Source organism: Flavobacterium sp. LM4 (assembly GCF_002017935.1).
Taxonomy (GTDB): domain Bacteria; phylum Bacteroidota; class Bacteroidia; order Flavobacteriales; family Flavobacteriaceae; genus Flavobacterium; species Flavobacterium chungangense.
Genome location: NZ_MUFW01000001.1, coordinates 1830405 through 1856588, shown reverse-complemented (window position 1 = coordinate 1856588; position 26184 = coordinate 1830405). Strand labels below are relative to the sequence as shown.

Below are 26184 nucleotides of genomic sequence, written 5' to 3'. Positions count from 1 at the left end.
AATTATTTCAATAAAGCATCTAGCTGGGTTTGCAATGTTGCAGATGATGGTCTGTCGGCATCCGGATTTATAATATTACCGTTTGGATCAATTAGTATAAATCTTGGGATTCCATTTACACCATAACTTGTTACAAAATCAGATCCCCAGTCTTTGTCAGCAAATAACTGAACTCCGCCTAAATTTTTATCCGTAACAAATTTCTTCCACTTGTCATGATCTTTTGCTGTATCAATTGAGATGCTTACAAATTCAATATTTTTTCCATGATATTTTTCTTCAATTTTTTGCAGAAAAGGAATTTCAGCTCTACAAGGCCCGCACCATGTTGCCCAAAGATCAATGTAAACATATTTCCCCTTTAAATCTGAAAGTTTTGTTTTACCTCCTTTATAATTTTCATAATCAAAATCAGGTGAAGGTTTTCCTTTGAGTTTATTCGTTTTAGCATTGCTTTCATAAGCCTGTGCCGCATACTGATTAAATTGTGCAAATGAATTTTTTAATGCAGTCTGAAAATCTGCATCATATTTTCCTTTTTCCAGCGTTTCATTATCCCATTTTTTCTTTGCTTCTAAAAGTGTAGCAAATTCAGCTTCATCTTTAGAAAAAGCTTCATTTTGAAATTTTTCATTGTTTAAGGAATATTGAGCCAGAAAATTACTTTCGTCTACCCCTTTTCCTTTATAAACAATCGTTTCATCAAATTGCTTGGCATCCATAGTCAGATTTACCTCAGAATTAGGTTTTAAATACAACCCTGAAACTTCATGACCGTCTGAAAATTGATAAAAACCTTTTGGAGCTTCGAAGGTTGCATCAAAAACTCCTTTCTTATTAATTGGAATGACTTGTTTAAAATCATTTGCTCCTCGGATAACTAAAGTATCACTGTTTCTATTGGCAATTTTCGCAGTAAATTTTATTTGATTCTTTGTTTGGGCATTAATACTAAAAACACTAAGCACAATTAAAGCTAAAAGAAAAACTTTTTTCATAATCAATATTATTTTGTTTTGAATAGACCAAATCTAAAGAAATTATATGTGAGAAAATTAGCCGTTAACAAAATATTTCAATTTTATAAGCATCAAGTTATTACTTTACTATATTAATTTGATTTTTGTGTTTACTTTTGCAGTCTAAAATTTTGATCAATGTATAGAAGTCATAATTGTGGCGAATTAAATGCCTCAAATATTAATACCCAAGTTACACTTGCAGGCTGGGTTCAAAAATCACGCGATAAAGGATTTATGAATTGGGTTGATTTACGTGACCGTTACGGAATTACACAACTTATTTTCGATGAAAGCCGTACCGATAAAAACGTTTTTGAATTAGCCAAAACTCTTGGTCGTGAATTTGTAATTCAGGTAAAAGGAACAGTTATTGAGCGTGAAGCCAAAAACAAAAATATCCCGACTGGTGAAATCGAAATTTTAGTTTCCGAATTAACCATTTTAAACGCAGCTTTAACACCTCCATTTACAATTGAAGATGAAACGGACGGTGGTGAAGATATCAGAATGAAATATCGTTATTTGGATATCAGAAGAAATCCTGTAAAAAACAGCTTGTTATTCCGCCACAAAGTGGCAATGGAAGTTCGTAAATATTTATCAGATTTAGATTTCTGTGAAGTTGAAACCCCTTACTTAATCAAATCAACTCCTGAAGGAGCGAGAGATTTTGTTGTACCAAGCCGTATGAACGAAGGACAGTTTTATGCTTTGCCACAATCTCCACAAACTTTCAAGCAGTTATTGATGGTGGGCGGAATGGATAAATATTTCCAAATCGTAAAATGTTTCCGTGATGAAGATTTACGTGCAGACCGTCAGCCTGAGTTTACACAGATTGATTGCGAAATGGCATTTGTGGAGCAAGAAGATATTTTGAATGTTTTTGAAGGATTGACAAGACATTTATTAAAAGAAATCAAAGGCATTGAGGTAGACAAATTCCCAAGAATTACCTACGATTATGCCATGAAAACATACGGAAATGACAAACCGGACATTCGTTTCGGAATGAAATTTGGCGAATTGAACGAATTTGCACAGCACAAAGAATTCCCTGTATTTAATGCGGCAGAATTAGTTGTAGGAATTGCTGTTCCGGGAGCAGGAAATTACACTAGAAAAGAAATCGACGGGTTAATTGACTGGGTAAAACGCCCTCAGGTTGGAGCATCTGGAATGGTTTACGTAAAATGTAATGAAGACGGAACATTCAAATCATCTGTAGATAAATTCTACAATCAGGAAGATTTGGCAAACTGGGCAAAAGCAACAGAAGCAAACCCAGGAGATATGATTTTCGTCCTTTCTGGTCCTGCAAATAAAACACGAGCTCAGCTTTCTGCTTTACGTATGGAACTGGCAACTCGTTTAGGATTGCGTAAGCCCGAAGAATTTGCTCCGTTATGGGTGGTAGATTTCCCATTATTGGAATTGGATGAAGAAAGCGGTCGTTACCACGCAATGCACCATCCGTTTACATCTCCAAAACCGGAAGATATGACACTATTGGAAACAGAACCAGGAAAAGTTCGTGCAAACGCTTACGATATGGTTTTGAACGGAAACGAAATTGGTGGAGGATCTATTCGCATTCACGATAAAGCAACGCAGCAGTTAATGTTCAAATATTTAGGATTTACCGAAGAAGAAGCAAAAGCCCAATTTGGATTCTTAATGGATGCATTCCTGTTTGGAGCACCACCACACGGAGGATTAGCTTTTGGTTTAGACAGATTAGTTGCTATTTTAGGAGGTCAGGAAACTATTAGAGATTTTATAGCTTTCCCTAAAAACAATTCAGGTCGCGATGTAATGATCGATGCGCCTGCTGCCATTGACGATTCACAATTGAAAGAATTATCAATTAAACTGGATTTAAAATAGTTCTACAATTTTTGATAAATATATAAAGAGTGACAATTAATCTGTAACTCTTTTTTTATTTTACTAAAACTTATTGTAAGAATTTAAAAAAATTAAATTTTTAATAAGTAGTCCGTTTATTACAATAAAATTAGTGCTGAAATTGCTTTATCCTTAATAAATGAATCTTAATTCAAAGAAATTCATATGAATTTTAATATAATTTAAGCACAGAAAACACTGTAAATCAATAATTTTTACAAAAAATTAACACCTTAGTGTCTTTTGTATGAATTTATATATTACATTTGCTTTATTATAAATTATTATTACAATTACAATGCGTACAGGTACAGTAAAATTTTTCAATGAGTCTAAAGGTTATGGATTCATTACAGACGAAGAAACAGGAAAAGACATCTTCGTTCACGCTTCAGGAATTAACGCGGAAGAATTACGCGAAGGTGACCGTGTAAGCTACGAAGAAGAAGAAGGAAGAAAAGGGAAAGTTGCTGCTAAAGTAGCAGTAATCTAAGAAAAATATAGCAATTTATTTTTTTTGCCTCTGAATGGTTTAAAAACGTTTCGATTTATTTCGAAACGTTTTTTTTTGCTTTCTTGTTAAAAAAAATACAAAAGTCTGACCTTTTATTTATAATCAATAAAAATTACACTTAATCCATATTACACACTAAACTTAAATCATTTTTTAGTTTGTGATTTACAGAGTTGAAAGCTATCTTTGTGGCTTATTTTTTAAGTAAAAACCCTAAGTTTATGCAATCTGACCAATACAGTTATCTTCCTATTTTAATGCAGCTTATCTTAGCCGTTGGTTTTGTAGTAGGAACTATCATTATTTCCGGAAAATTAGGCCCAAAAAGGACTTCTGAGACAAAAGATAAAAACTTCGAATGCGGTATCGAATCTGTAGGTAACGCCCGTATTCCTTTTTCAGTAAAATATTTTCTTGTAGCCATTTTATTTGTATTGTTTGACGTAGAGGTAATTTTCCTTTATCCATGGGCAGTAAACTTTAAAGAATTAGGAATTGAAGGGATGTTAAAAATGATTGTTTTCATGTCTCTTCTTTTAGTTGGTTTTTTCTATATCATCAAAAAGAGAGCATTAGACTGGGAATAAAAAATATTTATTTTTAAATTATAAATGCTGAATTATAAATTATTTGAACATTCAAAATTTATAATTCAAAATTCAAAATAACATACAAAATGAGCGATTCAAATGTAAATATGGTTGCCCCTCCTGAAGGTGTTGTAGGTGAAGGTTTTTTTGCCACAAAACTAAATGACGTTGTAGGTTTGGCACGAGCGAATTCTCTTTGGCCATTGCCTTTCGCAACTTCATGTTGCGGAATCGAATTTATGGCAACTATGGCATCACATTACGATTTGGCACGATTTGGTTCTGAGCGTGTGAGTTTTTCTCCTCGTCAGGCTGATATGTTAATGGTAATGGGAACTATTTCTAAAAAAATGGCACCCATTTTAAGACAGGTTTACGAACAAATGTCTGAACCTCGCTGGGTTATTGCTGTTGGAGCCTGTGCTTCATCAGGCGGAATTTTCGATACTTATTCGGTTTTACAAGGAATTGACAAAGTAATTCCGGTTGACGTTTATGTACCGGGATGTCCCCCAAGACCGGAACAAATTGTTGACGGCGTAATGAAACTTCAAGAATTGGTAAAAAGCGAATCTGTGAGACGAAGAAGCTCTCCGGAATACCAAGAATTATTAGCTTCCTATAACATTTCATAAGATGGCTTTAGAAAACAACCTTATTCAGGATAAACTTGTAGAAACATTTAATGAAAATGTTTTTAACTTTCAACAAGAAAGAGATATTTTTTCACTGGAAACCTCTGCTGATAAAATTACAGCCCTGATTCTTTTCCTGAAAAATGACGCCGATTTACGTTTTCACTTTTTAACCGATTTATGCGGTATTCACTATCCAGATAACGAATCAGAGCGTCAGTTTGCCATCGTATATCATTTGCATAACTGGTACGAAAACAAACGCCTTCGAATTAAAGTTTATCTAAATGGCGAAAAACCAGAAATCAAAACTGTCTCAAATATCTTCTTAAGTTCAAACTGGATGGAAAGAGAAACATACGATTTCTACGGAATCAATTTTATTGGCCACCCGCAATTGAAACGTATTTTGAATATGGATGAAATGGTGTCTTTCCCAATGAGAAAAGAATTTCCGATGGAAGACAGTGGAAGAACTGATAAAGACGACAGATTCTTTGGAAGAACAACAACAAATTGCTAAATAATTCAACATTATAAATGTCAGAACTATTATTATCACCAGAGCATCGATATGCTAAAATAATTAAGGACAAACTAAACGAAGACGGAAGCGAGCTTTCAGTACTGAATTTAGGCCCTACACACCCGGCTACTCACGGTATTTTTCAAAATATCCTGTTGATGGATGGTGAAAGAATTCTGGAGGCCGAACCCACTATTGGATACATACACAGAGCTTTCGAAAAAATTGCAGAAAATCGTCCTTTTTATCAAATTACTCCTCTTACAGACCGTATGAACTACTGCTCCTCTCCTATTAATAATATGGGATGGTGGATGACTTTAGAAAAATTACTGGGAATTGAAGTTCCAAAAAGAGCTCAATATCTAAGAGTTATCGTTATGGAACTTGCACGTATTACAGATCACTTAATTTGTAATTCAATTTTAGGAGTTGATACTGGTGCTTATACCGGTTTCTTATATGTTTTTCAGTTTAGAGAAAAAATCTACGAAATCTACGAAGAAATTTGTGGTGCACGTTTGACAACCAATATGGGAAGAATCGGTGGATTTGAAAGAGACTGGTCTCCGGAAGCTTTCAAAAAACTCGATACTTTCCTTGAAGAATTTCCTGTTGCATGGAAAGAATTCGAAAACTTATTCGAAAGAAACAGAATTTTTATTGACAGAACTGTAAACGTAGGTGCAATCTCAGCAGAGAAAGCAATGGCTTACGGATTTACAGGCCCAAACTTACGTGCAGCCGGAGTTGATTATGACGTTCGTGTTGCACAGCCTTACTCCTCTTACGAAGATTTTGATTTTATTGTTCCTGTTGGAAAATCAGGAGATACTTACGATCGTTTCTGCGTTCGTAATGCAGAGGTTTGGGAAAGTTTAAGCATTATCCGTCAGGCTTTGGACAAAATGCCTCCAGGAAACGAATATCATGCAGAAGTACCGGATTATTATTTGCCTCCGAAAGAAGATGTGTATACTTCAATGGAATCCTTGATTTACCACTTTAAAATTGTAATGGGTGAAGTTCCTGTACCGGTTGCAGAAATTTATCACCCGGTTGAAGGTGGAAATGGAGAAATCGGATTTTATTTAGTAACTGACGGAAGCAGAACACCTTACAGATTACATTTCAGAAGACCTTGCTTTATTTATTATCAGGCTTATCCGGAAATGATCAAAGGCGCATTACTATCAGATGCCATTGTTATTTTGTCAAGCTTAAATGTTATTGCCGGAGAATTAGATGCATAAAATGAATTATAAATTTTGAGTTATAAATTATAAATGCCGAAAACATTTAGAATTTAAAATTTAATATTCAAAATAATAAAAAATGGAACGTAAACATTACAAACAAGAAATAAACATGACTGAAGCATTGATGTCCCGCATCAATGAACTCATCAGTCATTATCCGGAAGATAAAAGAAAGTCAGCTTTGTTGCCTGTTTTACATGAAGTCCAGGATGCACACGACAACTGGCTGAGTATTGAATTACAGGATAAAGTTGCGGAAATTTTGCACATCAAACCAATTGAGGTTTACGAAGTGGTTACTTTTTATACCATGTACAACCAAAAACCAATTGGAAAATACATGTTCGAATTCTGCCAGACTTCTTGTTGTTGTTTAAATGGTGCTGAAAATTTAATGGATTACACTTCTGAAAAATTAGGCATTAAAATGGGTGAAACAACTCCCGACGGAATGTTTACCATTGCCGGAGTAGAATGTTTAGGTGCCTGTGGATACGCTCCAATGATGCAACTTGGCGATTTCTACAAAGAAAAACTGACAGAAGACAAAATCGATCAGTTAATCGCTGATTGCAGAGATGATAAAATAATATTACACGATAAATAAGATGTCAAAAAAAATATTATTAGACAAAATCAATATTCCGGGTATTAAGACCTACGAAGTATATCGCCAAAACGGTGGTTATGCTTCTGTAGAAAAAGCCTTAAAAACACTTACACCTGACGAAGTTGTTGAAGAAGTAAAAAAATCAGGAATCAGAGGTCGTGGTGGAGCTGGTTTCCCAGCTGGAATGAAATGGAGTTTTATTGATAAAAAATCAGGAAAACCAAGGCATTTAGTTTGCAACGCCGATGAATCTGAGCCAGGAACTTTTAAAGATCGTTATTTGATGGAATTTATTCCTCACTTATTGATCGAAGGAATGATTACCTCAAGTTTTGCTTTGGGCGCAAACCTATCCTACATCTACATTCGTGGAGAATACATGTGGGTTTTCAAAATTTTAGAAAAAGCAATCAACGAAGCAAGAGCTGCGGGTTGGTTAGGAAAAAATATATTAGGTACAGGGTACGATTTAGATTTATATGTTCACTGCGGAGCAGGAGCTTATATTTGTGGGGAAGAAACTGCACTAATTGAATCACTGGAAGGTAAAAGAGGCAATCCTCGTATTAAACCGCCATTTCCAGCTGTTTCTGGACTTTGGGCAAATCCAACAGTCGTTAACAATGTTGAAACTATTGCTGCTGTGCCATGGATTATTAATAATTCTGGTGATGAGTATGCTAAAATAGGTATTGGACGTTCTACAGGTACTAAGCTAATCTCGGCTTCAGGGCACATCAAAAATCCTGGTGTTTACGAAATTGAATTAGGATTATCTGTTGATGAATTCATGAATTCTGATGAATATTTAGGTGGAATGTCTTCCAGCAGACCTTTGAAAGCTTTAGTACCGGGAGGTTCTTCAGTGCCGATTTTACCAGCTGAATTAATTTTTAAAACAGCCAATGGTGAAGACCGTTTAATGTCATACGAATCTTTAAGTGATGGTGGTTTTGCTACCGGATCCATGTTAGGTTCAGGAGGCTTTATCGTGTACAACGACACATCATGTATAGTGAGAAATACATGGAATTTTGCCCGTTTTTACCACCATGAATCCTGCGGACAATGTACCCCATGCCGCGAAGGAACAGGTTGGTTAGAAAAAATATTACATCGTATTGAAAACGGTCACGGCCGTGAAGAGGATATTGAATTATTATGGAGTATTCAGAGTAAAATCGAAGGTAATACGATTTGCCCGCTTGGCGATGCGGCTTCGTGGCCGGTGGCAGCTGCTATCCGCCATTTTAAAGATGAATTTGAGTACCATGTTCGTTTCCCTGAAAAAATAAAACACAGAGATCATTTTGTTGCTGAACCGTTTTCACAAGTGAAACATTTGGTTGGTGGTAAGATAATCGTATAAATTTAATTATGACTAAATTTTTATTTATTTTTTTATTCTTTTTAAGTACAATTTTAAGTGCTCAAAAATTTGATGGTTATGTTATTTCTAATGAAAATGATACAATAAACTGTTCATTTGATGTACAGACAAATCTTTTTGATCAAACAATGTTTTATCCAACTTCGGTTCTGAAAAGTGTAAAGATTATAACTGAAAAAGGTGAGAAAGTAAAATATTATCCAAATCAATTAAAGGCGTTTTTAATTAAAAATACAAAATTTGGAGATTATAGATTTGTCAGTATTGACGCTGATAAACATAAAAATTTTTATCAAGAAGTAACTATTGGAAAGATTTCCTTATATAGATCATATGTTAATAATATGCAACCAGGGGCATTTCCAATTGAAAAAACTTTTTATTGTAAAGACAATGAGCTTTCAAGTAAGGAGACAAATTTTTTTAATTTCAGAAATTGGTTTGGAAAATTTATAGAAGATTATCCTGAACTTCATCAGAAATGGATGGACTCTGATAATTATTATAAAAAAAACCAAGTTGCTGATGTGGTTAAATTATATAATGAACATTTCAAATAATAAAAAAGTATAAAGCAGAAAGTTATAAAGTAATAATATTAAAAGGACAGCAAATCTTTTGAATATCTAAACTTTCGACATTCAAATCATTAAGAGAGATGAAAGTAACCATAGACGGTCAAAGTATCGACGTAGAACCAGGAACTACTATCCTGCAGGCTGCACGTATGATTGGAGGAGATTTAGTTCCGCCAGCCATGTGTTATTACTCAAAACTAAAAGGAAGCGGCGGAAAATGCCGTTGCTGTTTAGTTGAAGTTTCAAAAGGAAGTGAAGCTGACCCAAGACCAATGCCCAAATTAATGGCATCTTGTGTAACAGGCTGTATGGACGGGATGGAAGTAAACAGTAAATCTTCTGACCGCGTAACTGAAGCCCGTAAATCTGTAACGGAATTTTTATTGATCAATCACCCACTGGACTGTCCTATTTGTGATCAGGCCGGAGAATGTGATTTGCAGAATTTAAGTTTCGAACACGGGAATCCAAAATCACGTTATATTGAAGAAAAAAGAACGTTCGAGCCAGAAGATATCGGTCCGAATATTCAACTTCATATGAATCGTTGTATCTTATGTCAAAGATGTGTACAAGTTGCAGATCAATTGACAGACAACAGAGTACACGGCGTATTAGACCGTGGTGATCATGCTAATATTTCAACCGGAATCTCAAAAGCTATTGATAATGAATTCTCCGGAAACATGATTGATGTTTGTCCTGTTGGCGCTTTGACAGATAAAACTTTCCGTTTTAAATCAAGAGTCTGGTTTAACAAACCTTACAACGCACACAGAGAATGTACCACTCCGGGATGCTGCGGAAAAACAACCGTTTGGATGTTTGGAGGCGAAATTCAGCGTGTAACGGGTCGTAAAGATGAGTATCATGAAGTAGAAGAATTTATCTGCAACAGCTGTCGTTTTGACCATAAAGATGTTAATGACTGGGTTATTGAAGGACCAAGAGAATTTGAAAAAGATTCTGTTATCAACCAAAACAACTACACTCAAAAATTAGAGAAAGTACAAATAGACACCGAAAAGAATATTCTTTTGGGTAGAGATGTTGACCGTAAAAAAATTAGTATGGCTGAAATTCCGTTGAACACTAACAACAAAAATTCTTAAACATGGTAGATAGTGCATTTATTATAGAGAAAAGCGTTGTTATTGTAGTGGTTTTTGCCGTAACTATGATTATGGCCATGTATTCTACTTGGGCAGAACGTAAAGTTGCTGCTTTTTTACAGGATCGTGTAGGACCAAACCGCGCCGGATGGGGAGGATTATTACAGCCTCTTGCAGATGGTTTGAAATTATTTTCGAAAGAAGAATTTTTCCCGAATACGCCAAATAGATTTTTATTCGTTGTAGGGCCGGCAATTGCCATGAGTACCGCTTTGATGACAAGTGCTGTTATTCCGTGGGGAGACAGATTACATCTTTTTGGAAGGGATATTTTATTACAGGCTACTGACATTAACATTGCGTTATTATACTTCTTTGGCGTTGTTTCAGTCGGAGTTTACGGAATCATGATTGGTGGATGGGCCTCTAACAATAAATTCTCTTTGATGGGAGCTGTTCGTGCCGCTTCGCAAATGGTTTCTTATGAAGTTGCGATGGGATTATCGATGATTGCTTTGTTGATGATGACCGGAACTTTAAGTTTAAAAGAAATCTCTGAGCAACAGGCCGGAATGAACTGGAATGTGTTTTATCAACCTTTATCTTTCCTTATTTTCCTTATTTGTGCTTTCGCAGAAACCAACAGAACACCTTTTGATTTGGCAGAATGTGAATCGGAGTTGATTGGTGGTTACCATACTGAATATTCATCTATGAAAATGGGATTCTATTTATTTGCTGAATATGCCAATATGTTTATCTCTGCAACTATTATCTCGGTATTGTTTTTTGGAGGTTATAACTATCCGGGAATGCAGTGGATGGTTGAAAATGTTGGTGTGAATACCGCTAACATATTAGGAATAGCAGTTTTATTTGCTAAAATATGTTTCTGGATCTTTTTCTATATGTGGGTGCGCTGGACGATTCCGAGATTTAGATATGACCAATTAATGAACTTGGGATGGAGAATTTTGATTCCGCTTTCTATTATTAATATCATGATTACAGGTGTTGTTATTTTAAGAAGCGAAATTGCTGCCTATTTAGGATTTTAATAACGGAGAGCCCTAGCCCTGATAGCAGCGGCATCCTTTTATTTTTTTCTTTAAAAAATAAAAGATACAGCGGATAGCAGGAATTAGCTACTAAATAAAAAACAAATAGATTTGAATTTGGTCTAATCATCAAATTGAATCACAAAATATACTTTAAATGTCAATAGAAACTATATCATTATCGGGTAGAAAAAAGTTGGTCTCTAACAAAGAGATGACTTTTTGGGAGCGATTGTATCTTGTGGCGATTGTAAAAGGTTTACTGATTACCATCAAGCACTTTTTTAGAAAAAAAGCTACTATTCATTATCCGGAACAAGTACGTGAAATGAGTCCGGTTTATCGTGGCCAGCACCAATTGAAACGTGATGAGCAAGGTCGTGAAAACTGTACCGCTTGTGGATTGTGTGCTTTATCATGCCCTGCCGAAGCGATCACAATGAAAGCTGCTGAGCGTAAAGCAGATGAAAAACACTTGTACAGAGAAGAAAAATATGCTGAGATTTATGAAATCAATATGCTGCGTTGTATTTTCTGTGGACTTTGTGAAGAAGCTTGTCCTAAAGATGCTATTTATTTGACGACTTCAAAAGTTTTGGTTCCTTCCAGTTATGAAAGAGAAGATTTTATTTTTGGAAAAGACAGATTAGTGATGCCTCTTGATGTGGCGATCAAAAATGCTCAACTTAATAATGCTAACTAAATGATACATATTCCTGATTTTGCACATGCAACTACTGTACAAGTTATATTTTGTTTCTTAGCGTTTATCACGGTAATTACTGCTTTTTTGACCATTTTTAGCCGAAACCCAATTCATAGCGCTATTTATTTAGTGATTTGTTTCTTCTCGATTGCAGGTCATTATTTATTGCTAAATGCCCAATTTTTGGCTATCGTACATATTATAGTGTACTCGGGTGCTATTATGATTCTGTTCCTGTTTACGATCATGCTGATGAACCTAAACGAACGTCATCAGGTACACAGACCGAGGATTACACGTTTGGGTGCTATTGTTTCTTTTTGCTTAATTGTGATTGTATTGATTACAATTTTCATTAACTCAAAACCAATTGTTGGCGAATACGACTCAACCGGAGAAGATTTTCAGTCTATCAAAGTATTGGGTAAAATATTATTGAACGAATATATGGTTCCGTTTGAATTTGCTTCGATTTTGCTTTTAGTAGCCATGATTGGAACAGTATTATTGTCTAAAAAAGAAAAACTAAATAAATAATGGGTAATATATTAAATCAAATAGGTATTGAAAACTACATCTTTTTAAGTGTTGTACTTTTCTGTATTGGTGTTTTTGGTGTATTGTACAGACGAAATGCTATTATCGTTTTCATGTCTATCGAAATCATGTTGAATGCAGTTAACCTTTTATTTGTTGCTTTTTCAACATATCATCAGGATGCACAGGGACAAGTTTTTGTGTTCTTTTCGATGGCAGTTGCTGCAGCAGAAGTTGCGGTAGGATTGGCCATTTTGGTTTCTATTTTTAGAAATTTGGGCTCAATTAGTATCGATAATTTAAAAAATTTAAAAGGATAAATGGAAATGGATACCAATTTAGCTTTAGTCTTAGTTTTATCTCCTTTTTTAGGATTTTTAATCAATGTTTTCTTTGGGAAAAATTTAGGAAAAACAGTTTCCGGAATTATCGGAACCGTTGCCGTAGCAGTTTCTTTTGTGGTTACTCTTTTACTTTTTAATCAAATTACTTCAACTGGAAAAGCCATTCAGGTCACTTTATTTGACTGGATTCAGATTAGTAATCTTAAAATCAATCTCGGGTTTTTATTAGATCAGTTATCCTTACTTTGGCTGCTTTTTGTAACCGGTATTGGTTCTTTGATTCATATATATTCTATCAGTTACATGCATGATGATGAAAATATGCACAAGTTCTTTTCGTACCTGAACTTATTCATTTTCTTTATGATTACCCTTGTAATTGGAAGTAACTTATTGGTATTATTTATCGGTTGGGAAGGTGTTGGACTTTGTTCGTACTTATTAATTGGATTTTGGTATAAAAACCAGGATTACAACGATGCTGCGAAAAAAGCTTTCATCATGAACAGAATTGGGGATTTAGGTCTTTTGATTGGAATGTTTATTTTAGGATACACTTTTAAAACATTAGATTATACCGAATTAAAACAAACTATTCTAACGATTCATTATGAGCCGCAAATTGCCTGGAATGTATCAATTGCAGCTTTATGTTTATTTATAGGAGCTTGTGGTAAATCTGCACAGATTCCGTTATATACCTGGTTACCGGATGCGATGGCGGGACCAACTCCGGTTTCTGCATTGATTCACGCAGCTACGATGGTAACTGCAGGGATTTTTATGGTAACGAGATTAAACTTTGTTTTTGATTTAGCTCATGACGTCCAGACTGTAATTGCAATAGTTGGAGCTGTTACTTCATTAGTTGCTGCAACTATTGGTTTAGTTCAGACAGACATCAAAAAAGTATTGGCTTACTCTACAGTTTCTCAATTAGGTTTAATGTTTTTGGCATTAGGATTTGGGGCTTATGAAGTAGCTGTTTTTCACGTGATCACACATGCTTTCTTTAAAGCTTGTTTATTCTTAGGTTCAGGTTCTGTAATTCACGGATTGCACGGAGAGCAGGATATGCGTAAAATGGGAGGATTGCGTAAAGCAATGCCAATCACGTTCTGGACCATGTTAATTTCTTCATTGGCAATTTCAGGAGTTCCATTCTTTTCAGGATTCTTTTCTAAAGATGAAATTTTACTAACGGCTTTCGAACACAGTAAAACATTATACGTTATTGGCTCAGTTGCTTCAATTATGACGGCTTTCTATATGTTTAGATTAATGTTCTTAACTTTCTTCAAAGAATTTAGAGGAACTGAAGAGCAAAAACATCATTTACATGAAAGCGGTTCCTTAATTACTATTCCGCTTATCATCTTAGCTATTTTAGCGGCTTTTGGAGGATTAATCAGTTTACCTGGACACAGTTGGTTAAATGAATATCTTGCTCCGCTTTTCACGAAAGTAGCCGGCGAAGAACATCATTTAGGCGCAACTGAATATACTCTTATGGGAGTTGCTGTTTTAGGCGGGTTACTAGGGATTTTAATTGCTTACATCAAATATTTCAAACAAGATAATGTTCCTGAATCTGATGAAAATATTACAGGCTTGAGCAAAGTTTTATATAACAAATATTATGTTGATGAAGCTTATGATGCACTGTTTGTTGCTCCGGTAAACTTTTTATCAAAATTCTTTAGGGATTATATTGAAACAGGTTTATCTGCACTTGTTTTTGGATTAGGCAAAGTAACCAATGAGATTGGTTTTCAGGGTAAAAAATTACAAAACGGAAGTGTCGGATTGTATCTTTTTGCTTTTGTTTTGGGTCTTTGCGCCATTGTTTCCTATATATTTTTAGCTCAATAATTTTATAACTATGAACGTTTCTCTTATATTAATTATTCTTTTAATTGGTGCATTTGTCACTTATTTTGCTGGTGATAAACTGGCATCAAAAGTAGCTTTGTTCTTTAGTTTGTCAGCATTGGGCTGTTCTGTTGTCTTGTTGAATCATTTTTTGGCAGGAGAAAACATCAGTTTAATCAACGCCTGGATTACTAAGCCTAAAATTTCATTTGCTTTAAATGCTGATGGTTTAGCAATCGCAATGGTTTTATTAACGGTAGCACTAACTCCAATTATTATATTCTCCTCTTTTGGAAATGAATATAAAAATGCAAAAGGTTTTTATGCTTTGATTTTATTTATGGCTTTTGCAATGACAGGAACTTTCCTTGCTGCAGATGGTCTTTTATACTATATTTTCTGGGAGTTAGCATTAATTCCAATTTACTTTATTGCTCTCATTTGGGGAATGGCGATGCTGAAGAACGCAGAAAAGCAGTTGTGAAATTCTTTATTTACACTCTTGCCGGATCCTTATTCATGCTGGTGGCTTTTATTTATTTATCTCAAAAAGCAAACGGAAGTTTCTTAATTGAAGATTTATACAAAGTAGAATTATCCGTTTGCGAACAGCTTTGGATTTTCCTGGCTTTCTTTTTAGCTTATGCTATTAAAATTCCAATTATTCCTTTCCACACCTGGCAGGCAAATGTGTACCAAAAAGCACCAACTGTTGGAACTATGCTTTTATCAGGTATCATGCTTAAAATGGGATTGTACAGCGTTATCCGCTGGCAATTGCCAATTGCACCTTTTGCTTCTAAAGAATTAATGAATATTATTATCGGTTTGGGAATTGCAGGCGTCATCTATGGATCAATTGTAGCTTTAAGACAAAAAGATGTAAAGAAATTATTAGCATACTCCTCTCTTGCTCACGTGGGATTAATTGCGGCAGGATCTTACACTTTAACTCTTGATGGCTTACGCGGAGCAGTTTTACAAATGATTGCTCACGGTTTTGTGGTGGTTGGATTATTCTTTGCTGCCGAAATCATTTTTAGAAGATTTGCTACAAGAGATATTACTGAATTAGGCGGAATACGTATTCAGTCACCTAAATTCACTTCGATGTTTTTAATTCTGGTATTGGCTTCAGTTGCATTACCGGGAACTTTTAACTTCGTAGGTGAGTTTACCGTTTTATACAGTCTTTCTCAAATTAATGTGTGGTTTGCAGTTTTGGGTGGAACCACGATTATTTTAGGCGCTTATTATATGCTTAAAATGTTTCAAAATGTAATGTTGGGTGAAGCTAATGCTAAAACTTTTTCTGATGTTACTCTTAACGAAGGAATTTCACTGGTTGTAATTATTGGCATTTTATTGTTCTTTGGATTGTATCCAAAACCAATTACTGACTTAATAACACCAAGTTTAGAAACGATTTTAAACGTTATCAATAAAAATTAATATTTTAAATAAAAATAAATTAGGGCATCGCCAGTTTTAGATTTCCTAAATCAAAAAAGCAAAAATGAATACATTAATAGCAATTACAGGATTGGGTATTTTCTGCCTATTATTTGAAATTCTTAATTTAAGGAAAGCCATTGTTCCGATAACAATTGTTGGATTATTGGCTGTTCTGGCACTTAATTTTTCAGAATTTGGATCAACAGAAAGTTACTATAACAATATGATTACAGTGAGTAAGTTTTCTACTGCTTTTTCATCATTATTTATTGTATTGACTATTTTTCTTGTTGCCTTAAGCCATAATTTTTACGAAAATCATCAAAATAAAATTTCAGATTTTGTTGCTATAAAAGTTTTTTTATTAGCCGGAGCAGTAGCAATGGTTTCTTTTGGAAATTTAGCCATGTTCTTCTTAGGTATCGAAATACTTTCTATTTCTTTATACATTCTGGCAGCAAGTGAGCGTTTAAATTTAAAAAGCAACGAAGCAGGAATGAAATACTTTTTGATGGGTTCATTTGCTTCAGGAATTATCCTTTTTGGAATTTGTCTGATTTACGGGGCAATGGGAAGTTTTGATGTAATGGAAATCAGTGAATATTCTTTATCTGCAGAATTGCCAATCTGGTTCCCGATCGGAATGATTTTGCTTACTGTAGGTATGTTGTTTAAAGTTGCCGCAGTTCCTTTTCACTTCTGGGCACCTGATGTGTACGAAGGCTCACCGGCTTTAACAACTGCTTTAATGAGTACATTGGCAAAAGTAGTAGCTATTGCAACACTTTATAAATTAATAGCTGGGCTAAATTTAATTTCATCTCTTGAAAATCAGGAACTTTTAGGAACTTTTGAAACTATAATTGTTATCATTTCAATTGCTTCTATGACTGTCGGAAATATAATGGCATTACGTCAGGTAAATGTAAAACGTATGTTGGCTTTCTCAGGAATTTCTCATGCAGGTTTTATGTTAATGACTTTCTTAACTGTTGCAACTTCTGCAGGAGTTCTATTGTATTATACTACAGCTTACGCCTTGGCAGGTATCGCCGCTTTTAGTGTAATTTTATACGTATGCAAAAATCAGGACAATGAAGATATTACCAACTTTCACGGTTTAGGAAAAACAAATCCGTTGTTGGCTGCAATCCTTACTGCTTCTTTACTCTCAATGGCAGGTATTCCAATTTTTTCAGGTTTTTTTGCAAAACTATTTTTATTCAATCAAACCATTCAGGCTGGTCATATTACTTTAGTTATTGTAGCCGTTATTAATTCTATTATTAGCGTTGGTTATTATTTTAAATTGATATTAGCTATGTATTCAAAAGAGCCTAATCAGGAGCGTAGCGGAAAACCATTCCTTATTTATGCTGTTGCCATCATTTCAATTGGTTTAAATATTGCGTTAGGTTTGTTCCCTTCATTAGTTTTAGATTTATTGAATTAAAAATTTCAATTCTTATAATTACAAATCCATCAGAAAAATTTCTGATGGATTTTTTATTTTAATCAATAATTTGTAATAAAAAATGATGTTAAAAATTTTATCCAAACCTGCAGACTTCAAAAAAACTACTTATATTTGATTACAATTAAATGTATTAAAATATGAACTTCAATTCGAAAAATCCATTTTTAAGTAACAAGCGTTTTTCATCAAATGCTGTTTCTAAGTCTTCTGAGCAAGTACACGGAGCACAGATTATCGATTACAATCAGGAAATGACTATATCCGGTACTATAAATAAAACAGCCATTTTATTCTTACTGTTATGTGCCGGAGCAATTTTAACATGGTGGATGGCATTTAATGGAATGAATGCAATGTTACCAACTATTGGAGGCGCCATTATATCCCTTATTTTGGTAATAATTTCAGCATTCAAACCTCAGGCCTCTCCTTATTTAGCTCCAGGTTACGCTATATTTGAAGGGTTGTTTATTGGAGGAATCTCCGCTATTTTTGAGGCAAAATTTCCAGGAATTGTATTAAATGCTGTAGGAGCGACCTTAGTCACTTTTTTAGTTTGTCTGGGTCTATATAAATTTAAAATCGTAAAAGTAAATGAGCAATTTAGATCAATAGTTATTGCTGCAACATTGGCGATTGCAACTTATTATTTAATTTCCTGGATAGTTTCAATGTTTACCAGCTTTACTCCTGTTCATCATGGAAATTCATTGATGAGTATCGGAATTAGTGTTTTTGTAATCATTGTTGCTGCCTTAAACTTATTTTTAGATTTTGACCAAATCGAAAAGGGTGTTCAGCAAAGAATGCCAAAATTCATGGAATGGTATGGCGCTATGGGATTAGTAATTACATTAGTTTGGTTATACATAGAGTTCCTTAGATTATTGTCAAAATTTGCAAGCAGAGATTAACTTTTTTCTCAATAAAAAAAGGGCCTTTTGAAATTCAAAAGGCCCTTTTTTATGCTGCTTTTTCAAATGCTATAAAATGTGACAATTCGCCATTCAAATTAAAAACAGGAAAACCATGAATTGTACAGTCATAAGTTTTTCCGTTTTTTTTATAATTCAAAATTGTCTTTTCAAAAGGAATTTGTTTTTTTATTGCTGTTCTGATTTCCCCTAATATTACACTTGAAGTTTCCGGTCCCTGAAACATCTTTGGTAATTTTCCAATCACTTCCTTTTCTGTATAACCTGTCATTTTACAAATTCCCTCTGAAGCAAAAATTATTTTTTGTTCTAAATCGGTAATTAAAACAACCTCATCTTTCATTCGTTCATTTATTCCTAAATCAGTTATATTCCATTTAAATTGGCTGGAAATACGTTGTATTTTTTTTACATCCGAAGAGAAAGTTTTCAGTTCATTTAAAGATTCATAATGAAAATCCCAACAAAGTATCGGAACTGAATTGCAATTTAAATTTGCTTCAGATTCAGTAAAAAACGCTCTATAATGATTAACAGAATTCATAAAAAAAATTATATCTAAAATTAGCTAAAAAAATTGTACTGCTTAGCTTTTTATTCACTTAATGATTTTTTAATCTAATTAAAAAGCAAATTTTAACTGAACAACTACCGATTTTTTTTGTTCTGTATTTAGATTACTCAAAGAAATCCCCAATAATCTGACAGAATCTTTCATTCGTTCCTGATACAATAACTCTTCAACCGTTTCAAGAATTAAGCTTTTATCAGAAATAAAATAAGGCAGTGTTTTACTTCTTGTTTGCTGTGTGAAATCGCTGTATTTAATTTTAAGTGTGACCGTTTTTCCTGAAACATTGTGCCTTTTTAATCGCTTTTCCAACGAAACAGCTATTTTTTCGAGTTGTTCCAGCATAAAAATTTCCGATGTAAGATTGACATCAAAAGTATGTTCTGAGGCAACAGATTTGGTATTCCGTGAAGGTTTTACTTCGCTGTTATGAATTCCCCTAACAACGTGAAAATAAAATTTTCCTGATTTTCCAAAGTGCTTTTCTAAAAACTCAAGTGATTTGCTTTTCAAATCTAATCCTGTAAAAATCCCCAGTTGGTACATTTTTTCTGTCGTCACTTTTCCGACTCCATAAAATTTCCGAATCGGTAATTCTTCTAAAAAAGGAATTACTTCATCAGGGTTTACCGTTTTTTGACCATTAGGTTTATTGTAATCACTCGCAATTTTAGCTACGAATTTATTTATAGAAATTCCTGCAGAAGCAGTGATTCCAACTTCATTCAAAATTCGTAATCTGATTTCCTGAGCCAATAAGGATGCGCTTGGATTTCCTTTTTTATTCTGAGTTACATCAAGATAGGCTTCATCAAGCGAAAGCGGCTCCACCATATCTGTGTATTCATGAAAGATTTTATGAATCTTGGAAGAGATTTCTTTGTAACGATCAAAACGAGGCCGGACAAATATAATTTCGGGACAATATTTTTTGGCCAAAACACCACTTATAGCACTTCTGACACCAAATTTTCTGGCTTCATAGCTTGCTGCAGAAACTACTCCCCTATTCTCTGAGCCACCAACAGCAATGGGTTTTCCACGCAAAGCAGGATCATCCATTTGCTCTACCGAAGCATAAAAAGCATCCATATCGATGTGGATTATTTTTCGATGAATTGGAGTTTCAGACATAATACAAATTTAAAGAAGAACAGGTAATCTGAGCTATCAAAACTGATCAAATGTTTTTTAGTAAATTGAAATTTTTATATAATTCCTGATAACAACGTTTTTTCATGATCAAAAAAAGAAATAGCTACATTTGAAATATCTTAATAAATTAAGTGTTAATTTTAATTATTAAAAAAAATACGGATAAAAAAAATAAAATAAGTTTTTTTATATATCTATAATTGAGAAAAATATTTTTATATATTTGCCATACAGAAATGAATTACACCAGACATTTGGTAAAGTGAATTGAAAATCACAAGCAGAAAAAAAAATTAAATATCATGAAAGAAAGGCATGAGTTCTTAAGAAATAAATCATAATGGACTCGGCATCTCTATAAATACTATCAGAAAACAAAAAACTCGCATAGAATAGATGCAAGTATTTTGGGTTCATGATGAACTATCTAAACCAAAAAACCAATTGACCAATTAAATCACCTTCCCAAGGTGATTTTTTTACTTTTTGAAAATTACTGTTACAGGTAATCAATGAAGCAAGCTTTAAAGTAAAAACTTTTAAATTACACAAATTAATATTGTTTAAAAAGTAAACCCGAATGAAAATTTTCATTCGGGTTTACTTTTTATGTTTACTTTTCAAAAAGACGTTTGAGAAGGTCAATAAAATTACTAAACCTCTAACTTAGCCCCGATAGGGCTGGAAATCCTTTTGTGCCGTGGTTCGGTGCAAAAGATTACTTCGTCAGTTCGCAATCGATCGTGTGAAAGGAATAGCGGGACTGTTGGTGTTTGAAACTCAGTTATTCTGCTTCTAAAATTTATTCACCCAACATTTCCATTAACTCCAAAGCTCTTTTGGTTGATTTTACATTCTCAAAGGTCAATAAAAGTCGTAAACCGCTTGGCGTTTGTTTTTCTTTCATTGTGCAAAGACTGCTTTGTTTTTGTACAAATTGTAAAACCTTTCTAAATTTCGAAGATTGATAATAATCTGATTGTTGATCCGAAACAAAATAACCAATCATTTTGCCTTTTTTCATTACCAGTTTCTCGATACCAATATTTGTAGCGATCCATTTGATACGAATACTATTCATCAGGGCATTGGCTCGCGGTGGCATTTGCCCGAAACGGTCAATTAGTTTGTTTTGAAAAGTAACCAGCTCTTCTTCGTTTTTGACTGAACCCAATTCGTTATATAAACTCAAACGTTCGGTGACATTATTGATATATTCATCAGAAAATAACAACTCGAAGTCCGTATCGATCTGTAAATCTTTAACGTATTCCTTCGTTTCAATATCATTTTCTTCCGGATATAAATCTTTGAATTCGTTTTCCTTCAATTCTTCGATGGCTTCGTTCATGATTTTTTGGTAGGTATCGAAACCAATTTCGTTGATGAAACCGCTTTGTTCTCCGCCTAATAAATCTCCGGCACCACGAATTTCAAGATCTTTCATCGCAATGTTGAAACCACTTCCCAATTCACTGAATTGCTCCAATGCCTGAATTCGTTTTCTCGCATCTTCGGTCATGGATGAATACGGCGGACAGATGAAATAACAGAATGCTTTTTTATTACTTCGCCCAACACGACCACGCATTTGATGCAAATCTGATAATCCGAAATTGTTGGCATTGTTGATGAAAATCGTGTTGGCATTTGGAACGTCCAATCCGCTTTCGATAATTGTGGTTGCTACCAAAACATCAAAATCTCCGTTCATGAAACCTAACATCAATTCTTCGAGTTTTGCTCCCTCCATTTGCCCGTGACCAATTCCAACTCTTGCATTTGGCACCAAACGCTGAATCATTCCTGCCACTTCTTTGATATTTTCGATTCGGTTATTGATAAAGAAAACCTGTCCGTTGCGCTGAATTTCATATGAAATTGCATCACGAATTGTTTCTTCATTAAAACCAACTACATTCGTTTCAATTGGATAACGATTTGGAGGAGGCGTTGTAATTACTGATAAATCGCGCGCTGCCATTAATGAAAACTGCAACGTTCTCGGAATTGGTGTTGCTGTTAACGTCAGCGTATCGACATTTGCAGCAATGGTTTTGAGTTTATCTTTTACGTTTACACCAAACTTTTGTTCCTCATCGACAATCAATAAACCCAGGTCTTTAAAAACTACATTTTTGTTTACCAATTGATGTGTTCCAATAACGATATCGAGTTTTCCTTCGGCTAAATCTTTTAAAGTCTGCGATTTTTGTTTGGCAGTTCTAAATCGGTTTAAGTACCCAATTGTGACCGGCATATCTTTTAATCGTTCTGAAAAAGTTCTGTAGTGCTGATAGGCCAAAATTGTGGTCGGAACCAAAACGGCTACCTGCTTGCTGTTGTCAACTGCCTTAAAAGCAGCACGAATCGCAACCTCTGTTTTACCAAAACCTACGTCTCCACAGACTAAGCGGTCCATAGGACGATCACTTTCCATGTCTGCTTTTACTTCTGCTGTCGATTTGGTCTGGTCCGGAGTGTCTTCATAAATAAACGAACTTTCTAATTCGTTTTGAAGATAACTGTCCGGCGCAAACTGAAAACCTTTCTCCAAACGGCGTTTTGCATAGAGCTGAATCAAGTTGAAGGCAATATGTTTAACGCGTGCTTTGGTTTTCTGTTTTAAAACTTTCCAGGCGTTCGATCCAAGTTTGTAAATTTTTGGAGACGTTCCGTCTTTTCCGTTGTATTTCGAGATTTTATGAAGCGAGTGAATACTCACATATACAATATCATTATCGGCATAAACCAGTTTTATAGCTTCCTGGGTTTTTCCCTCAACCTGAATTTTCTGCAAACCGCCAAACTTCCCGATTCCGTGATCGATATGTGTTACATAATCGCCAACTGAAAGTGCTGTTAGTTCTTTTAACGTGATATTCTGCTTTTTCGAATAGCCATTTTTGATGTTGAATTTATGATAACGCTCAAAAATCTGATGATCGGTATACGCCGTAATCTGATTTTCTTCATCAATAAAACCCTGGTACAAAGGCAGTACAATCGTATGATATTGTTTTCTAATATTCTCCGAATTGGCTTCGTCTAAGCTTTCAAAAATATCATGGAAACGTTTTGCCTGCGTTTCATTTGAACAGAACAAATAATTTTTGTATCCGTTGAAATGATTGTCGCTCAGATTGTTTAGCAGCAAATCAAATTGCTTATTGAACGAGGGCTGTGGCTGAATATGAAATTCGAATTTCTTGGCTGTTTTATAAACCGGTTTTGACAATTCTACTACAGAAAAATCCAAAGACCGCTTTATAAATGAAGCCTGATTTAAGAATAATTGTTCCGGCATAGCGTGTTTTATTTCTTTGGACAATTTCTCAAAAGCTTCTTCAGCCCTTGCGAATTGTTTGTCTAATTGACTAAAAAGCCCTTCTGTATTTTGAATAAAAATAACGGTACTTTCCGCAATATAATCTAAAAAGCTTTCGCGATTTTCCTGAAAAAGTTTGTTTTCGACATTCGGGATAATCGTAATTTTTTTATGTGTTTCTACCGATAATTGTGTTTCTACATCAAAGCTTCTGATACTGTCTACTTCGTTGCCAAAAAACTCAATTCGGTACGGATGATCGTTTGAGAAAGAGAATACATCGACAATTCCCCCACGAACCGAAAATTCTCCGGGTTCTGTAATGAAATCAACCCTTTTAAATTCATATTCAAATAAAACTTCGTTGATAAAATCAATCGAAATTTTATCGTTCAAGGCTACTTTTAAAGTGTTTTTATCAAGTTCCCTTCTCGTAACCACTTTTTCAAAAAGCGCTTCCGGATAGGTAACAATTACAGCTGGTTTTTTTCTGGAATTGATTCGGTTTAAAACCTCAGCGCGAAGCAAGACATTTGCATTATCGGTTTCATCAACCTGGTACGGGCGCCGAAATGAGGCCGGATAAAACAAAACATCCTGCTCTCCGATCATTTGTTCCAGATCATTCAGGTAATATGCAGCTTCTTCTTTATTGTCTAAAACAATCAAAAAAGGCAGTTCGGTTTTCTTAAAAACGGAACGGATTATAAATGAAACCGCAGAACCAAGTAATCCTGAAAGATTCATTTTTATTTGATTTCCTTCCAGTAAACTTGCTGCGATCTGCTCAGCTTTTGGCAGATTATCGTAGGTTGTATATAAGGCGTTTTTACTCAACTTTAGGTAAATTTTTATCTATTGGTGGCATCGAATTCGGGATTGCTCGTGTAGTATCTAACATTCTTAAGAAATCTGACTCTCCTTCTTCTTGTGGAATTTTGCTTTTTTCAACAATTTTATCCATTTGTCTTTCTAATGAAACTAACTCTTTATTGATTTCGCCAATTAAAAAAGTAACTTTTTCATCCGGAATTTTATCTAAATGAATAAACAAATCCATCATCTTCACTTTTGTAATCAAAATAGAAATTCGACTTCTGATTTGAGGCTGATTGAATTGTGCCGGAATATTATTGTTTAATGCCATTGCTTTTTTGGCAATCGCAGCAGATTTTTTTTGAAATGCTCCAATAGTTTTCTTTGGCTTTCCGTCTAATTCTTTTAAAAATTCACCCCACTCTTTCCAATCATTTACATTTTTTTCTGAAACTTCATTAATAGGTTCGTCAATAAACGACCAGCCTTTATCTATATTATTAAAAATGATTTCCTTTTTTTTGGCTTCCTTTTTATTTTCAGCTATACGTCTTTCATTTTCATCCTGACATGAATTCAATATGAAAGCGAAAAGCAGAAGAAGAGATATTTTGTATTTCATTTTATAAAACATTAAGCTACAAAGTTACAAGTAAATTTTACAATTATGAATTTTGAATTACAAGCATTTTGTTAAGTTTAAGAAATGCACATCAGAACGAATTATACAAAAATAAATATTATTTGTTATTAAATTCATAATTTAACATTCTTAAAAGCACTATAATTTACGAATAAACTATATTTGCTCTTTAAAATCTATTCAAATGAATCCAAAAATATTAATTATTGGTGCTTGTGGTCAAATTGGAACAGAGCTGACTCAGAAACTTCGTAAATTGTACGGAACCGAGAATGTAATTGCTTCTGATATCCGAAAATTAAATACAGACGTCGTTAACTCCGGTCCTTTTGAAGTAATTAATGCTTTGGATTTTAACCAAATTGAACATCTTGTAGAGATCCATCAGATTACTGATATTTATTTAATGGCAGCCCTTTTATCGGCTACAGCTGAAAAAAACCCTGCTTTTGCCTGGGATTTGAATATGAACTCTTTATTTCATGTTTTGAATCTGGCGAAAGCCAAAAAAATTCAGAAGATTTTCTGGCCATCCAGTATAGCAGTTTTTGGTCCAACAACACCAAAAGAAAATACGTCTCAATATACGATTATGGAACCTTCGACAGTTTACGGAATCAGTAAGCAAGCCGGTGAAAGATGGTGTGAATACTACCATAATATTTACGGAGTTGATGTTAGAAGTATTCGTTATCCGGGTCTAATTAGCTGGTCGACTCCTCCGGGCGGCGGGACTACAGATTATGCCGTAGATATTTTTCACAAAGCTATTGCCGATAAAAAATATGAGTGCTTTTTATCCTCAGAAACCAAAATGCCAATGATGTATATGGATGATGCAATTGACGCCACAATCAACATCATGAAAGCTCCGGCTGAAGAAATCAAAATACACTCTTCTTATAATTTAGCTGCCATGAGTTTCACGCCAACTGAAATTGCTGCTGAAATCAAAAAACATATTCCGGAATTTGAAATTACTTACAATCCGGATTTCCGTCAAAAAATTGCGGACAGCTGGCCTGCTAGTATCGATGATGCTGATGCAAGAAAAGACTGGGGCTGGAATCACAAATTTGATCTGGAATCTATGACCAAAGATATGCTCGAGCATTTGGGCTAATTTCAAAATTAAAACAAAAA

25 protein-coding genes are annotated in these 26184 nt (G+C 34.4%); 20 read left to right on the top strand and 5 right to left on the bottom strand.

Translation table 11 applies throughout. From position 1 onward, the window contains the following. Window positions 1-2: 2 nt before the first annotated feature. A complete protein-coding gene (locus tag BXU10_RS08345; protein WP_078226943.1) occupies window positions 3-998 on the bottom strand; it encodes a TlpA disulfide reductase family protein in 996 nt (331 codons plus the stop codon). Window positions 999-1157: 159 nt separating this feature from the next. On the opposite strand from BXU10_RS08345, the gene aspS reads away from it, so the two are divergent. The 19 genes from aspS (at window position 1158) to BXU10_RS08255 (ending at window position 18507) form a co-directional block, all read left to right on the top strand. Continuing rightward, window positions 1158-2909: an aspartate--tRNA ligase gene (aspS, locus tag BXU10_RS08340; protein ID WP_078226942.1), complete on the top strand. Its 1752-nt coding sequence runs from the start codon at window positions 1158-1160 to the stop codon at window positions 2907-2909. Between the two features lie 319 nt (window positions 2910-3228). Continuing rightward, complete coding sequence (locus tag BXU10_RS08335; RefSeq protein ID WP_007137066.1) at window positions 3229-3423, top strand: cold-shock protein; 195 nt, start codon at window positions 3229-3231, stop codon at window positions 3421-3423. 242 nt (window positions 3424-3665) lie between these two features. Beyond that, entirely contained in the window at window positions 3666-4031 is a 366-nt protein-coding gene (locus BXU10_RS08330) for an NADH-quinone oxidoreductase subunit A (protein WP_031454075.1), read from the top strand. Window positions 4032-4120: 89 nt separating this feature from the next. Next, a complete protein-coding gene (locus BXU10_RS08325) occupies window positions 4121-4669 on the top strand; it encodes an NADH-quinone oxidoreductase subunit B (RefSeq protein ID WP_031454074.1) in 549 nt (182 codons plus the stop codon). Window position 4670: 1 nt separating this feature from the next. Then, window positions 4671-5192 (top strand): NADH-quinone oxidoreductase subunit C, encoded by a 522-nt coding sequence (locus BXU10_RS08320; RefSeq protein WP_078226941.1) that lies wholly within the window; start codon window positions 4671-4673, stop codon window positions 5190-5192. A 17-nt stretch (window positions 5193-5209) separates the two neighbouring features. Continuing rightward, window positions 5210-6448, top strand: a complete 1239-nt coding sequence (locus BXU10_RS08315) for an NADH-quinone oxidoreductase subunit D (protein WP_078226940.1) — start codon at window positions 5210-5212, stop codon at window positions 6446-6448. A gap of 82 nt (window positions 6449-6530) precedes the next feature. Next, the gene (locus BXU10_RS08310; RefSeq protein WP_031454071.1) at window positions 6531-7061 is read left to right on the top strand and encodes an NAD(P)H-dependent oxidoreductase subunit E; all 531 of its coding nucleotides are present in this window, start codon (window positions 6531-6533) and stop codon (window positions 7059-7061) included. Window position 7062: 1 nt separating this feature from the next. Further along, the gene (nuoF, locus tag BXU10_RS08305; RefSeq protein ID WP_078226939.1) at window positions 7063-8433 is read left to right on the top strand and encodes an NADH-quinone oxidoreductase subunit NuoF; all 1371 of its coding nucleotides are present in this window, start codon (window positions 7063-7065) and stop codon (window positions 8431-8433) included. Between the two features lie 8 nt (window positions 8434-8441). Further along, window positions 8442-9014: a hypothetical protein gene (locus BXU10_RS08300; protein ID WP_078226938.1), complete on the top strand. Its 573-nt coding sequence runs from the start codon at window positions 8442-8444 to the stop codon at window positions 9012-9014. Window positions 9015-9112: 98 nt separating this feature from the next. Continuing rightward, window positions 9113-10144 (top strand): 2Fe-2S iron-sulfur cluster-binding protein, encoded by a 1032-nt coding sequence (locus BXU10_RS08295; protein ID WP_078226937.1) that lies wholly within the window; start codon window positions 9113-9115, stop codon window positions 10142-10144. A 2-nt stretch (window positions 10145-10146) separates the two neighbouring features. After that, window positions 10147-11202, top strand: a complete 1056-nt coding sequence (nuoH, locus tag BXU10_RS08290; RefSeq protein WP_078226936.1) for an NADH-quinone oxidoreductase subunit NuoH — start codon at window positions 10147-10149, stop codon at window positions 11200-11202. A 157-nt stretch (window positions 11203-11359) separates the two neighbouring features. Next, on the top strand, window positions 11360-11905 hold the full coding sequence (locus tag BXU10_RS08285) for an NADH-quinone oxidoreductase subunit I (RefSeq protein ID WP_031454067.1): 546 nt from the start codon (window positions 11360-11362) through the stop codon (window positions 11903-11905). After that, window positions 11906-12445, top strand: a complete 540-nt coding sequence (locus BXU10_RS08280; RefSeq protein ID WP_078226935.1) for an NADH-quinone oxidoreductase subunit J — start codon at window positions 11906-11908, stop codon at window positions 12443-12445. It abuts the gene before it with no gap. Continuing rightward, window positions 12445-12765 carry an NADH-quinone oxidoreductase subunit NuoK gene (gene nuoK, locus BXU10_RS08275; RefSeq protein ID WP_026982591.1) on the top strand — a complete coding sequence of 107 codons (321 nt, stop codon included), beginning with the start codon at window positions 12445-12447 and terminating at the stop codon, window positions 12763-12765. Before BXU10_RS08280 ends, nuoK begins: the two co-directional genes overlap by 1 nt. Before the next feature lie 6 nt (window positions 12766-12771). After that, window positions 12772-14661, top strand: a complete 1890-nt coding sequence (gene nuoL, locus BXU10_RS08270) for an NADH-quinone oxidoreductase subunit L (RefSeq protein ID WP_078227945.1) — start codon at window positions 12772-12774, stop codon at window positions 14659-14661. A 10-nt stretch (window positions 14662-14671) separates the two neighbouring features. After that, window positions 14672-15145 carry a hypothetical protein gene (locus BXU10_RS25215; RefSeq protein WP_223255408.1) on the top strand — a complete coding sequence of 158 codons (474 nt, stop codon included), beginning with the start codon at window positions 14672-14674 and terminating at the stop codon, window positions 15143-15145. Beyond that, a complete protein-coding gene (locus BXU10_RS08265; protein ID WP_255406038.1) occupies window positions 15103-16113 on the top strand; it encodes a NuoM family protein in 1011 nt (336 codons plus the stop codon). The genes BXU10_RS25215 and BXU10_RS08265 overlap by 43 nt, the downstream gene beginning before the upstream one ends. Window positions 16114-16177: 64 nt before the next feature. Then, window positions 16178-17569, top strand: a complete 1392-nt coding sequence (locus BXU10_RS08260; protein ID WP_078226934.1) for an NADH-quinone oxidoreductase subunit N — start codon at window positions 16178-16180, stop codon at window positions 17567-17569. 161 nt (window positions 17570-17730) lie between these two features. Further along, the gene (locus tag BXU10_RS08255; RefSeq protein WP_078226933.1) at window positions 17731-18507 is read left to right on the top strand and encodes a Bax inhibitor-1/YccA family protein; all 777 of its coding nucleotides are present in this window, start codon (window positions 17731-17733) and stop codon (window positions 18505-18507) included. A 49-nt stretch (window positions 18508-18556) separates the two neighbouring features. Here BXU10_RS08255 and BXU10_RS08250 read toward each other — a convergent pair whose 3' ends face one another. The 4 genes from BXU10_RS08250 to BXU10_RS08235 form a co-directional block, all read right to left on the bottom strand. After that, window positions 18557-19072: a PAS domain-containing protein gene (locus BXU10_RS08250; protein ID WP_078226932.1), complete on the bottom strand. Its 516-nt coding sequence runs from the start codon at window positions 19070-19072 to the stop codon at window positions 18557-18559. 78 nt (window positions 19073-19150) lie between these two features. Next, window positions 19151-20233 carry a DNA polymerase IV gene (dinB, locus tag BXU10_RS08245; RefSeq protein ID WP_078226931.1) on the bottom strand — a complete coding sequence of 361 codons (1083 nt, stop codon included), beginning with the start codon at window positions 20231-20233 and terminating at the stop codon, window positions 19151-19153. 823 nt (window positions 20234-21056) lie between these two features. Continuing rightward, window positions 21057-24419 (bottom strand): transcription-repair coupling factor, encoded by a 3363-nt coding sequence (gene mfd / locus BXU10_RS08240; RefSeq protein WP_078226930.1) that lies wholly within the window; start codon window positions 24417-24419, stop codon window positions 21057-21059. Further along, the gene (locus tag BXU10_RS08235; protein ID WP_078226929.1) at window positions 24412-25020 is read right to left on the bottom strand and encodes a hypothetical protein; all 609 of its coding nucleotides are present in this window, start codon (window positions 25018-25020) and stop codon (window positions 24412-24414) included. The genes mfd and BXU10_RS08235 overlap by 8 nt, the downstream gene beginning before the upstream one ends. Window positions 25021-25225: 205 nt before the next feature. Here BXU10_RS08235 and BXU10_RS08230 point away from each other — a divergent pair, with 205 nt between their 5' ends. Continuing rightward, window positions 25226-26164, top strand: coding sequence for an L-threonine 3-dehydrogenase (locus BXU10_RS08230; protein WP_078226928.1), 939 nt, complete (start codon window positions 25226-25228; stop codon window positions 26162-26164). Window positions 26165-26184: the final 20 nt, after the last annotated feature.